At 61.1% G+C, this 12694-nt stretch carries 9 protein-coding genes and 2 pseudogenes; 3 read left to right on the top strand and 8 right to left on the bottom strand.

What is annotated here, in order from left to right:
- Nucleotides 1–197 precede the first annotated feature (197 nt).
- The 4 genes from ACQKEN_RS18920 to ACQKEN_RS18935 are packed head-to-tail and all read right to left on the bottom strand — an operon-like array spanning nt 198 to nt 5468.
- Nucleotides 198–1697, bottom strand: a complete 1500-nt coding sequence (locus ACQKEN_RS18920; protein ID WP_427687845.1) for a CoA-acylating methylmalonate-semialdehyde dehydrogenase — start codon at nt 1695–1697, stop codon at nt 198–200.
- Between the two features lie 25 nt (nt 1698–1722).
- The gene (iolB, locus tag ACQKEN_RS18925) at nt 1723–2532 is read right to left on the bottom strand and encodes a 5-deoxy-glucuronate isomerase (RefSeq protein WP_065986211.1); all 810 of its coding nucleotides are present in this window, start codon (nt 2530–2532) and stop codon (nt 1723–1725) included.
- Nucleotides 2533–2534: 2 nt separating this feature from the next.
- Nucleotides 2535–3470, bottom strand: a complete 936-nt coding sequence (gene iolE, locus ACQKEN_RS18930; RefSeq protein ID WP_427687848.1) for a myo-inosose-2 dehydratase — start codon at nt 3468–3470, stop codon at nt 2535–2537.
- Nucleotides 3471–3530: 60 nt separating this feature from the next.
- The gene (locus ACQKEN_RS18935; protein WP_427687850.1) at nt 3531–5468 is read right to left on the bottom strand and encodes a bifunctional 5-dehydro-2-deoxygluconokinase/5-dehydro-2-deoxyphosphogluconate aldolase; all 1938 of its coding nucleotides are present in this window, start codon (nt 5466–5468) and stop codon (nt 3531–3533) included.
- A 246-nt stretch (nt 5469–5714) separates the two neighbouring features.
- On the opposite strand from ACQKEN_RS18935, the gene ACQKEN_RS18940 reads away from it, so the two are divergent.
- From ACQKEN_RS18940 to ACQKEN_RS18950, 3 genes and pseudogenes are all read left to right on the top strand, one after another.
- The gene (locus tag ACQKEN_RS18940; RefSeq protein ID WP_427687852.1) at nt 5715–6641 is read left to right on the top strand and encodes a MurR/RpiR family transcriptional regulator; all 927 of its coding nucleotides are present in this window, start codon (nt 5715–5717) and stop codon (nt 6639–6641) included.
- Between the two features lie 263 nt (nt 6642–6904).
- A pseudogene (locus ACQKEN_RS18945) lies at nt 6905–7588 on the top strand (PAS domain-containing protein); the annotation flags it as partial.
- Nucleotides 7589–7693: 105 nt separating this feature from the next.
- Nucleotides 7694–8125 (top strand): annotated as a pseudogene (locus ACQKEN_RS18950) (methyl-accepting chemotaxis protein); the annotation flags it as partial.
- A gap of 472 nt (nt 8126–8597) precedes the next feature.
- On the opposite strand, the gene ACQKEN_RS18955 reads toward ACQKEN_RS18950, so the two are convergent.
- The 4 genes from ACQKEN_RS18955 to ACQKEN_RS18970 are packed head-to-tail and all read right to left on the bottom strand — an operon-like array spanning nt 8598 to nt 12560.
- Nucleotides 8598–9599, bottom strand: a complete 1002-nt coding sequence (locus tag ACQKEN_RS18955) for a lysylphosphatidylglycerol synthase domain-containing protein (protein ID WP_427687854.1) — start codon at nt 9597–9599, stop codon at nt 8598–8600.
- On the bottom strand, nt 9596–10846 hold the full coding sequence (gene clsB / locus ACQKEN_RS18960; RefSeq protein WP_427687861.1) for a cardiolipin synthase ClsB: 1251 nt from the start codon (nt 10844–10846) through the stop codon (nt 9596–9598). The genes ACQKEN_RS18955 and clsB overlap by 4 nt, the downstream gene beginning before the upstream one ends.
- Nucleotides 10847–10851: 5 nt before the next feature.
- Nucleotides 10852–11646: an endonuclease/exonuclease/phosphatase family protein gene (locus ACQKEN_RS18965; RefSeq protein WP_427687856.1), complete on the bottom strand. Its 795-nt coding sequence runs from the start codon at nt 11644–11646 to the stop codon at nt 10852–10854.
- Nucleotides 11643–12560 carry a DUF72 domain-containing protein gene (locus ACQKEN_RS18970; RefSeq protein WP_427687858.1) on the bottom strand — a complete coding sequence of 306 codons (918 nt, stop codon included), beginning with the start codon at nt 12558–12560 and terminating at the stop codon, nt 11643–11645. Before ACQKEN_RS18970 ends, ACQKEN_RS18965 begins: the two co-directional genes overlap by 4 nt.
- Between the last annotated feature and the right edge of the window lie 134 nt (nt 12561–12694).

Genomic DNA, 12694 nt, shown 5'->3' on the forward strand with positions numbered 1-12694 from the left:
ATGAAGCCCCGCTGTGCTGACTCCGCTGTCGGCGGGCTCGTTACGCGATCTGTGGGAGCCGGCTTGCTGGCGAATGCGCTGGGTCAGTCAACACATTTGGCACTGATCAACCGCGTTCGCCAGCAAGCCGGCTCCTACAACGCGAACCCTCCAGTGTGTCCGTACAGGCCCAAACGAACATCGGCGTTCGGCGCTTGTTACTTCGCCGTCGGCATGCTGAATTCCGCGCCCTTGGCGATGCTGTCCGGCCAGCGCTGCATGACGCTCTTGTAGCGGCTGTAAAAGCGCAGGCCTTCTTCGCCGTAGGCATGGTGATCGCCGAACAGCGAGCGTTTCCAGCCGCCGAAGGAATGCCAGGCCATCGGCACCGGGATCGGCACGTTGATGCCCACCATGCCGACCTTGATGTTGCGCGCAAAGGCCCGGGCGATGCCGCCGTCGCTGGTGAAGCACGACACGCCGTTGCCGAATTCGTGGGCGTTGATCAGCTCCACCGCCGAAGCGAAATCAGGCACATGGACGATGCCCAGCACGGGCCCGAAAATTTCTTCCTTATAAATAGTCATCTCCGGCGTCACGTCATCGAACAGCGTGGCGCCGACGAAGAAACCCTGTTCCGCTCCCGGCACGCTGAAGTTGCGCCCGTCAACGATCAGCTTCGCGCCTTCCTGCACGCCCTGGGCGATGTAGCCCTCGACCTTGGCCTTGTGCACCGCGGTGACCAGCGGGCCCATGTCCGAATCGGCGTTCATGCCGTTGCCGACCTTGAGCGCATCGATGCGCGGCAGCAGCTTGTCGATGAGCTTTTGCCCCACGTCACCCACCACCACAGCGATGGAAATCGCCATGCAGCGCTCGCCGGCCGAACCGTAGGCCGCGCCGATCAATGCGTCGGCGGCCTGATCCAGGTCGGCATCGGGCATGACGATCATGTGGTTTTTCGCACCGCCGAGTGCCTGCACGCGCTTGCCGTGGGCCGTGCCCTGTTGATGAATGTATTCGGCGATGGGCGTGGAGCCGACGAACGAAATCGCCTCGATGCCTTTGTGCTGCAACAGCGCGTCCACAGCCACTTTGTCGCCCTGCACCACGTTGAACACGCCATCCGGCAGGCCGGCCTGTTTCAACAACTGCGCCATCAGCAGGCTTGCCGACGGGTCGCGCTCGGACGGTTTGAGGATGAAGCAGTTGCCGGTGACCAGCGCCATGGGGATCATCCACAGCGGCACCATCACCGGGAAGTTGAACGGCGTGACGCCGGCGCAAACCCCCAGCGGCTGGCGCAGGTTCCAGTTGTCGATGCCGCCACCGATGTTGTCGCTGTAGTCGCTTTTCAGCAGGCTCGGCGCGCCACAGGCAAACTCGACGATCTCGATGCCACGCACCACTTCGCCCTTGGCATCGGAAAACACCTTGCCGTGCTCACGGGAGATGATGGCCGCCAGCTCGTCATGGTGCTGGTCGAGCAATTCCTTGAACTTGAACATAACCCGCGCACGGCGCAGGGACGACTGATCCGCCCACGCGGGAAACGCCGCCTGGGCAGCGGCAACGGCTTCATCGACGGTCTTCAGTTCCGCCAGCGCCACCCGGGCCTGCACGGCGCCGGTGGCTGGATTGAACACATCACTGAAACGCTCGGCGCTGTCGTGAATCTGGCCATTGATGTAGTGGCCGATGATCGGGGCGTTGCTCATGACGGGCTCCTTCAAAAAAATGGGGTTACAGATCCAGCAGCCAACTGTGCTGCGGATCATTGTGAAATTGCCAGGCGCGTTTCGGGCCGGCCATCACGTTCAAATAATAGGACTCGTAGCCGTACGGCACGGTGACCGGGTGATACCCCTTGGGCACCGTGACCAGATCGTTGTTCTCCACGGCCATGGCCTGATCGATGCTGCGATCGTCGGTGTACACGCGCTGGAACACATAGCCCTGGGGCGGGTTGACCTGGTGGTAATAGGTTTCTTCGAGAAAGCTCTGGTGCGGTAAATCATCTGTGTCGTGTTTGTGCGGCGGGTAGCTCGACGAGTGGCCGGAGGGCGTGCGCACTTCCACCACCAGCAACGAATGCGCGGGTTCGGAATCGGGAAGGATGTCGCAGACGTAACGGGTGTTGGCCGCCCGGCCGCGCACGCTGCGTTTCATCGTGTCGGGTGTGATCACCCGCGCGGGCAGGTCTTTGGACGCATCGCCCGGCGCGGCGCACACGGCAATCTGCACCGCGCTCAACGCCGTGACTTCAGCCTGACTGCCGGGCGGCAGGTACACGGCGAAGGGCGATTTGTCCTCGAACACGGACTGACGATCGCCGAGGTTTTCCCAGTTGAAACCGCCCTGCCCCGGCGCCTCGCCGCTGACGCTGATGCGGCCGCTGAGCAGCACCAGGCAGATTTCCTTGTCGCCCGCACTCACCGGCAGACGTTCGCCGACGCTCAATCGGTGGGCGGAGAAGCCGACGTACGTCAACACGCCGTCGGCCAGCGCGACCACGTCGCGCCCTTCTGCTTTGCTCTTGACCAAGAGATTCATGTTCACAGGCTCCTGTGTTCAGGCAGTTGTTCAGACGGGTGATGCAGTTGTGCGGCGGCCAGCAACGCGCGCAGGGTCTCGTAGCCCTTCTTCGCATAGGCATAGCTCGGCGCAACGGCCGGGTCCTGCTCCGCTTCGACCACCAGCCAGCCTTGGTAGCCGGCCTGCATCAATACGTCCAGCAGCGCCGCGAAATTGATGTCGCCATCGCCGGGCACGGTGAAGGTGCCGTTGACGATGCAGTCCGGAAAGCTCCACAAGTTGTTACGCGCCAGTTGCACCACGGGTTTGCGCACGTCCTTGAAATGCACATGGCAGACGCGATCGATGTGTTTGCTCAGCACTTGAAGCGGGTCGCCGCCACCCATGTAGCAGTGACCGGAATCGAACAACAGGCCGACCTCGTCGCCGGTCAGGTCCATCAGCGTGTCGATGTCCTCCGGCGATTCGACGTACGCGCCCATGTGGTGGTGATAGGCCAGACGCACGCCCTGGGACAACGTGAACCGGGCCAGCTCGGTGAGTTTGTCGGCGTAGGCCTGCCAGGCGCTGGCGCTGTGGAAGCGCGGCCGCTCGACCAGTCGAATGCGCTGGCCCTGAATCGAGTCGGCGACTTCGCCGTACACCAGCACCTTGGCGCCGTTGTGCTTGAGCAGTTCGACGTGGCTGGCGATGGCGTCGATTTCCTCGGCCGCCGAACGGCTGGCGAGTCGCCCGGAATACCAGCCCGACACCAGCGCCAAGTCATACGGGCGCAACACATCGGCGACGCCTTGGGCGTCCTTGGGGAATTTGCCGTTGAGCTCAAAGCCTTCGTAGCCGATCTCCTTGCCCTCACTGAGCGCAGTGCTCAGGGGCGTCTCGCCGCCGAGGGCCGGGAGGTCGTCGTTGCTCCAGGAAATCGGGTTGATGCCAATTCGAATTGCAGAAGCGGGCATGGCTGCACCTTTATTGTTGTTATCTCGTTCAACTGAACACACAGGCCTCGGGTTCTGGCTTCAGGCCCGGGCGTCGCGCCAGGATTCGATCAGGAAACCGAAGTTGCTCTGCACCCGCGTGATCAGGTCAGCGTCGTCGATTTCGCCTTCCAGCCAAGCTCGGCTGGGCTCATGAAAGATCGTGCGGCCCACGGCAAACCCCCGGCAGGTGGTGCTTTTCGCCGCCTGACGAAAGCCTTCCGCCAGGGTTTCGGCGGGCGCGTTCAGCCCCAGCAAGACCACGCCCCGGCAGTACGGATCGCGCTCGTGGATCAGCGCGTCGAGCTGTTCCCAGACCTCGGCGGGCTGCGATTCGATTTTCCACCAGGCCGGGTAAATACCAAGGTTGTAGAGGCGCTTGAGGGAACGGTAGATGACGTCCGGATGGGTCGAAGGATGATCCTTGGGCGGAATAACCTCCAGCAGCAGTTCATGACCGCTGGCCAGCGCGGCTTGATACAGGCCCAGCAGTTGCGCTTCCTGCTCAAGGCGCAGCATCGGCTCGTCGTCCGGGTGGTATTGCACCAGGCACTTGATGATCTGCTCTTGAGGCCAGCTTTGCAGGGTACTGCCAACCGAACGCCCGTGTTCGAACGCCAGCGGGCGCGAGCCCTGCACTTCCACCGGACGGGCCACCCACCAGCCGCGCCCGCTGGCGGCATTCAATGAATCCTGACCGAAGCGCTGATCCGCCAGCACACCAACATCGGCTGCGATGCCGCGCTTGTGCAAATCGGCCTCGACCCGCGCGACCGCTTGAACGAACAACTGCTTGAGCGGGCCGATGCAGGCCGGATCGCGCCCGGCCTTTTGCGCCAGCTCCACCAGTTGCCCGCGATGATCGAAGGCGAAGATGAACAGCGGCTGCCATTCGCGCCGGGGCACGCTGACCCGGTGCAGGCGTTGCAACACCGGATCCTGATCGGGTCGGGTAATCGGAACCGGGCTGTTGAACAGGTATTCCAGCTCGACCAGCGTCGGCATGGCCGGCGCGCAGGCATGCCGCGACACCACCAGACCGCCGCAGGCATTGGCCAACTGGCAGCAGCGCTCGTCGCTCTCGTCGTTGAGCCAGCCCTTGAGAAAACCGGACATGAACGCATCGCCTGCGCCCAGCACATTCAGCACTTCCACGCGCACGCCGGGGTAGATCGCGCCGTCTTCAAGTTTCGCCGGAATTGCCCCGTGAATCACCGTGCAGCCTTGGGGGCCGAGCTTCACCACCAAAGTCGCGGCACTGAGCTCGCGGACCCGGCGCAGGGCGTTGAGCAAATCGGTCGAGCCGCCAGCGATGAGAAATTCTTCTTCGGTGCCGACGATCAGGTCGAAGCGCGGCAGGATGCGCTGCACGTGCTGGCTGACGGTGTCGTTGGCGACAAAGCGCGTCTCGCCGTCAGCCTTGCCGGCCAGGCCCCAGAGCACCGGGCGATAGTCGATATCGAGGACACGTTTGACGTTGTGCTTTTCGGCGTAGTCCAGCGCCTGACTGCTGGCGCGGAACACCTGATCGGTGGAGAAATGCGTGCCGGTGATCAACAGCGCCTTGCTGGAGGCGATCTGTGGTTCATCAATGTCGTCCGGTTGCAGCGCCATGTCGGCGCAGTTCTCGCGGTAGAACACCAACGGAAAGGTTTCGCGGTCCTTGATGCCCAGCAGGACCATGGCGGTCAGGCGTTCGGCGTCGACCTTGATGCCGCTGACGTCGCAGCCCTCACGCGCCAGGGATTCAACCAGAAAACGGCCCATGTGGTCGTCGCCCACGCGGGTCAGCATGGCTGACTTCACGCCCAGCCGTGCGGTACCGAACGCGATATTGGCGGAGGAGCCGCCGAGGTATTTGGCGAAACTGCTGACGTCCTCCAGACGCGCACCGATCTGCTGCGCATAGAGATCGACGCCCAGGCGCCCGAGACAAATCACGTCCAGCTGACGCCCGGTGGCAAAACGAGTCTGGCCCATGCCGGCCCCTCTTCTTTTATTGTTATGGGTTTGATTACTGATGCCCTTGCCCACAAGCGCGATGCTTGCAAGCGAGTTCGTGGATGCAGACTAGAACGGCGCCGGGCCTTGATCAATGAATTTTTCTAAATTATTTTCAGGTGGAATATTTATTCCACTTTGCATTGCGGGTCGCAGCCTGCAAAACTGGCCGCCTGAATTCCCAGACCGTCCGCCACGCCACCACCCGCCAAAGGATTCGCACTCATGCCCAGCCTCGATCAGCCAGGCTCTCCCGACACCGGAACCGACGGTTTGACGCCCGTCACAGCCGCGCCGGAGACCGCCGATGCACTGCTCAAGCTGATCACGGCCGAATACGAAAGCCTGCCGCGCCAGCTGAAGCGCATCGCCAGCTACATGAGCCAGCAGAGCGACCGGATCATGGTCGACCGCATCAGCGACATCGCCCGGGAATGCGAGGTGCATCCTTCGGCCATCGTGCGCTTTTCCCAACGCTTCGGCTTCAGCGGGTTCAGCGAAATGCAGGCGCTGTTTCGCGAGGCGTACACCCACAAAGCCACGCCGGTGCAGAACTACCAGCAACGCATTCGCAGCATGATCGCCAACAAATCCCAGAAGGCCAGCGCCGGTGACCTGGCCCGCGAATGCGTCAACGCCACGCTGTCGGGGCTTGAGCGGCTGGCGCTGGAACTGGACGACGAGGCGTTCGAGAAAGCCGTGGACCTGGTGGTCAACGCCGACAATATCTACGTGGTCGGGGTGCGTCGCTCGTTCGCCGTCGCCGATTATCTGGTCTACAACCTGCAGCACACCAACAAGCGCATCCACCTGATTTCCGGCCTCGGCGGCAGTTACCGCGAGCAGATGCGCAGCGTGCGCGCCAATGACCTGGTGATTGCCATCAGCTTCACGCCCTATGGCAAAGAAACCCAGCATTGCCTGCGCATTGCCCAGCATCATCAGGCCAAGACGTTGATCATTACTGACAGCAATCTTTCGCCGCTGGCCAAACGCGCCAATGCGGTGCTGCTGGTCAACGAAGGCAGCTCGTTCGCGTTTCGTTCGCTCAGCGCCACGTTGTGTTTGTGCCAGGCGCTGTTCATTGCCGTCGCCTATCGCCTTGAGCTGAAGGTGGACGAGATCTCCGAGCAGGCCGGTTTCGATGACTGACAACTGACAACTTGTACAAACCCGACGAGCTGTACAACGTTGACATAGCTTTTTAACATCACCTACGTGATGATCGTCTGCACTGCAAACGGAATACGCATCTGAGCTTCTTTTCGCTCGCGAGGTCATGGATCTGGACCATCCCTTATCCACCTGCGTGAGCCGCCATCATGTTTTTCGACTCGTCCAAAAATAAAATCATCCAGGACCTGCAACTGACCGTCGCCCATCAGGCCAGTCTGCTGGAGGCGATCAATCGCTCGATGGCCAGCATCGAGTTCGATCTGAACGGTGTGGTGCTCAAGGCAAACGATAACTTCTTCAAAACCATGCGCTACCGGCCCGAACAAGTCATCGGCAAGGAACACCGCATGTTCTGCACGCCGGAGCATGGGCGCAGCCCGGAGTATGCGCAGTTGTGGTCGCGCTTGCGTAACGGCGAGTTCGTGTCGTCGACCTTCGAGCGCATTGCCGGCGATGGCAGCACGGTGTGGCTGGAGGCCAGTTACAACGCGGTCAGGGACTCGGACGGCAAGGTCATACGGGTGGTCAAGTACGCGATGGACGTGACCGCCAAGCTTCAGGCCGAGAACGAAACGCGCAACAAATTGCAGGCCATCGACCGCGCCATGGCGGTGATCGAGTTCGATCTGGACGGCACGATCATCGCCGCCAACGACAACCTGTTGCGTTTGTTGGGTTACAACCGGCAGGAACTGTTGGGCAAGAACCACAAGATGCTTTGCCCACCGGAATTGGCCAACAGCGCCGAGTACCAGGACTTCTGGCGTCGGTTGAACAAGGGCGAGTTTTTCAGTGATCAGTTCAAGCGCGTCGGCAAGCAGGGCCAGACGCTCTGGCTGGAAGCGTCTTATAACCCGGTGTATGACGCCAGCGGCAAGCTGTGGAAGGTGGTGAAGTTTGCTTCGGATGTGACTGCGCGTATCCAGAAGCACGAGGCGGACTCCCAGAGTGCCGCCCAGGCGTATCACATTTCGGTGCAGACGCAGAAATATGCCGAGCAAGGCACGCAGGTGATTCAGCAAGCGGCCAGCGAGATGCGTCAGATTTCGCAGAATATTGATGATTCGTCGCGGATCATTGGCCAGTTGGGGGAGCGGTCGGAGCAGATCACGGCGATCGTGAATACCATTCGCAGTATTGCGGATCAGACGAATTTGCTGGCTTTGAACGCGGCGATCGAGGCGGCTCGGGCCGGGGATCAGGGCCGTGGCTTTGCGGTGGTGGCCGATGAGGTTCGGCAACTGGCGGGGCGCACGAGTCGGTCGACCCAGGAGATTTCGGAGATGATTCAGGTGATTCAGACCGAGACACGTCAGGCGATTGTGAGTATGGACAATACGCGGAGCACGGCGGTGAAGGGTGTGGATCTGGCGGATCAGGCGGGGGCTGCGATCGTGCAGATCAGTTCGGGGACGAACGATGCGGTGGATGCCGTGAGGATGTTCGCTGGGCGGGATTGATCTTTAACGTCAACAGCGTCTGCCTGGGGGCAGACAGTTTCGCCTTCGGCGAGTTACTTGGAAAAGCACCCCAAGTAACCAAGGGTGCTTGCTCCTGGTTTGGCCCTTCCTTCGTCAGGGTTCCTTCACTCCGGTCTCGCTCCGTGGGCCCGCGCCGAACGGACATCCATGTCCTGACGGCGCTCTCGCCGCATCCATGCGGCTCGACCCACTACGCGAAACCTGCGTTCAGCCTGCACCCAAGTCGCGATTGGCGGTGCCTGAACTTTTTGCGTATGAAGATCACAAGCGCTTTTAAAGCAGATCAAAAGCTTCCCGTCTGAAGCCGGTCCCACTGACTGAATGCACACCCACTGTAGGAGCCGGCTTGCTGGCGAACGCGGTGGACCAGCTGCAGAGATATTGACTGATCCGCCGCAATCGCCAGCAAGCCGGCTCCTACGATTTAGGGGACTCGCCGGTGATCGCCCGCCTACAAATTCCCTTCGTTCTTGCTCCGCATGGCCTTCGCCCGCTTTTCCAACACCACATAAACCACCAGCGCAATCATCAGCGGGATGAGGAAGTAGATCACCCGATAGCCAATCAGCGCGGCCAGCAATTGGCCTTTGCTGAATTGGTGTTGCATCAATGTGATGAAGACGGTTTCCAGTACCCCCAGCCCGGCAGGGATGTGGGCGATGACGCCGGCGATGCTGCTGATGAGCAGGATTCCGAGTACGGCCGGGTAGAAAGCTTTTTCCGGCAGCAGCACGTAGATCAGCAGCGCCATCAGTCCCCAGTTCAGCGCGCCCAGCAAGGCTTGGCGCATCGCCTGGTTCAGCGAGGGCAGGACAAACTGTTGCTTGCGAACGGTCCAGGTGCGTTTTTTCGAGAAGCGGCAGGCCAGGAAGTACGCCAGGCAGACCGCCAACAGGACAAAGCCGATCAGTTGCAGCGTGGTGTCGCCGATCTTCCAGCCTTCGGGCAAGTCGACGAAGTCACCGGCGAACACGAAGCCGGCCAGCAGCATGTAGCCCAGCCAGTTGGTGATCAGGCTCAGGCTGAGGATGCGGGTGATGGTGGGCACGTCCAGGCCCAGCCTCGAATACAGGCGATAACGAAGGGCGATGCCGCCGACCCAGGAGCTCAGGTTGAGGTTGAAGGCGTAGCAAACGAAGGTCACCGGGATGATCTGTTTTACCGCCAGTTTGTGTTCGGTGTAGCGCCGGGCCAGAACGTCAAAGCAGCAATACGTCAGATAACTGCCCGCAGCGATGACGAAACCCAGCGCCAGGGTGCTGAGCTTGTAGGACTCCAGCGCGTGCATGACCTCGTTCCAGTCGAGGTTTTTCATGAGGGTGAACAGCAGCACCGGCACAGCGATGAAGAAGAACAGCGTGAAAGCGCGCTTGGCCCACGTCAGCCACGGACGATTTTTGCCCGAGTCGGCCGGTTTCTGCTCGTGGGTGGACGCTTGGGAGACGCCGGTCATAGGGATTTCTCCTGATCGGCCGGCAGCTCGTTTTTAAGCACGGCGGCCTCCGGCACGGTGTCCGGTGCGCGCAGGGGTTTCAAGCGTGGGCCGTGGACCGGGAACAGGCCGGCAATCGCCGGGAAGTGCCGCAGGAAGTGGAAGCTGAGGAAGATCATCGGCGCGCGCCACCACTGCCCTTTCGCCAGGCCTTTGAGATTGACCTGTTTGCTGTGGGCCACGGCGAGGTCGCGCAGGTGTTCGTGCAAGCGCTGGTTCAAGGCGTGGTCGCGGATGAACAGGTTGGCTTCCAGGTTCAGCGCCAGGCTCAGCGGGTCGAGGTTGCTGGAGCCCACGGTTGACCACTCGTGGTCGATCAGCGCGACTTTGCCATGCAGCGCCCGTTGTTTGTATTCGTGGATGATCACGCCTTCGCGCAACAGCCAGGTGTAGGTCAGGCGCGAGCACACGCGCACGAACGGCATGTCCGGCTTGCCTTGGAGGATCAGCGTCACCTTCACCCCGCGACGGGCCGCGTTGCGCAGTTCACGCAAGAATCGGTAGCTGGGGAAGAAGTAAGCGTTGGCGATGGTGATGCGCTGCGTCGCGCTGCGCATCGCCAGCAGGTATTGCTCTTCGATGTCGGTGGTGTGGTGACGGTTGTCCCGTTCGGCGAGGAGCATCCGCGCGCTGCCGGCCTGACGCGTCACCGGCTTGAGCGGCGTAAAGGTTTTGCGCACGGCCGGGCCGAGCATGCCCAGGGTCGAGCGATAAATGTCGGCAACAATCGGCCCGCGCACCAGCACGGCGTAGTCCTGTTTGGCGGTGATGCCGGTGTCGGCCATGTGGTCGACGCTGTAGTTGATTCCGCCCATGAACGAGGTCTCGCCGTCGATCACCACCACTTTGCGGTGCAGGCGCCGGAACAGGTTGGTGCGCATGCCCATCAGTTTAGGGCGCGGGTCGAACAGCTGAATCTGCACGCCGGCTTCGATCATCTTGCTGACGAACGCCGTGCTCAGGTCACTGGTGCCGTAGTCGTCCACCGTGATAATCACGCGAACGCCACGGCTGGCCGCTTCGATCACGGCCTGTTGCAAACCCTCGCCGACGCGGTCTTCGAAGATGATGAAGGTCTCGATCAGCACCTCTTCGCGCGCCGCACGAATGGCGTCGAACACCCGGGCAAAAAAGTCTTCGCCATTGATCAGCAACTCCACCGAGTTGCCGTCCCGCCAAAGGCCGCACATGGCGCCCATCGCTCTCATACCCCTCATAGCGTTACCTCCACCGCCAACGGCGCATGATCGGAAAGGTGCGACCAGGGGCGATTGGACATCACCCTGGGCGACCGGATGTGCGCATTGCGCACGTAAATGCGGTCCAGGCGCAACAACGGAAAGCGCGCCGGGAAGCTTTTCGCCGGCGCACCAAATGATTCAACAAAGACCTCGCGCAGCCCGGCAGGATTCAACACGCTATCGGCCTTCTGCCGCCAATCGTTAAAGTCCCCCGCCACAATCACCGGCGCGTCGGCGGGCAAGCGACCCACCAGATCGGCGATCAACTTCAGCTGTTGCTGGCGATGAACCTCTTTCAGGCCCAGGTGCACACACACCGCGTGCAACTCACCGAAATGCGGCACATCCAGCACGCAATGCAGCAGGCCGCGCTCTTCGGTGCCGTGAATGGAAATGTCGAGATTTTCGTGGCGACTGATCGGGTATTTGGACAGCAACGCATTACCGTGGTGGCCATGGGGATACACGGCATTGCGGCCGTAGGCGAAATCCTTCCACATGCTGTCGGCAAGGAATTCGTACTGCGAAGTAGTCGGCCAGTTCTTCACGTTCTGCGCGTGGTCCTGATGCTCGCCGTGGACTTCCTGCAGGAAAACGATATCGGCGGACACCGTGCGTACCGCGTCACGCAGCTCCGGGAGGATGAAGCGTTTGTTGAGGAAACCGAAGCCCATGTGCATGTTCATGGTCAGCACATTGAGCGTGATTGAAGTCGACGCGCTTTGTCGTCGGCCGTTGAGGTCTTCGGGGATCAGGGCACTGGTCACAACGTGGCTCCATGCAAATCGCCTGGCGCAACTTCCAGGTTTTCAGTGAGTTTGAAACGCTCAAGCAACCGGCGTGCGTCGTAGGGGGCGCGGACCTTGATGTCGTTATCGAAATAGCAGTAGACGTCGCGGGACTTCCGCGCTCGGGGGGCTTTGTTCACGATCAGTTGAGCATCTCCGGGTTGCGCGCCCCGCTGCCAGGCATCGATGCGATCGCCCCAGTGCTTGATCGCCTCATCGGTATAGCCGCTGGCGTAGAGTTCCTTGTCGCCATGCAGGCGCACGTAGACGAAATCGGTGGCGAGGTCTTCAACGTGGGGCCACTTGCCGGCGGTGTCGGCGACCACCAGCGCGACCTTGTACTTGCGCAGCAGCGCGACAAACGCCGGCACCAGGAAGCTTTCATTGCGGATCTCGACGGCGTGACGCAGTTTCAGCCGCGCAGGAATGTCCAGATAACCCGGCTGCTGCAGCCGTTCTGCGCATTGGCTGGCGCAGGCCTTCGCGGCTTTACCGTCGTGGGGCAGCAGTTTCAGAAAATGCTCGAAGCGCTCGGCGTCGAATTTGAAGTTGGGCGCGAACTGCCAGAGGATCGGCCCCAGCTTTTCCCTGAGCTGAAAAACACCGGAGGCGAAAAAGTTGGCGACGGGTTCGTCGATCTCTTTGAGACGGCGGACATGGGTAATGTAGCGCGGGCCCTTGACGCTGAACACGAACCCTTTGGGCGTATCTTCGTACCACCGCGCGTACAGGTCAGGCGATTGCAGCGAATAGAACGAGCCATTGATTTCGATGCTGTTCACGGCTCTGGAGGCGAATTTCAACTCGTTTTTCTGCGTCAGGCCCACGGGATAGAAATCCCCGCGCCATGGCGTGTAACGCCAGCCTGAAATGCCGATACGGATGTCGCCCATGCCCACGCTCTCTCGTGTCCTGGGGGGGGGGGGGGGGGGGGAATTCGTGAAAAAGAAGAAAAAAAGGGGGAAAATGGTAAGGTTCCCTTCTTTTTTTTTTCGTTTTTCCTCCCACTGCCTCCAACTTGAACACC

Origin of the sequence: Pseudomonas sp. NPDC078416, from assembly GCF_050268485.1 — a bacterium.
In the GTDB taxonomy this organism is placed as follows: domain Bacteria; phylum Pseudomonadota; class Gammaproteobacteria; order Pseudomonadales; family Pseudomonadaceae; genus Aquipseudomonas.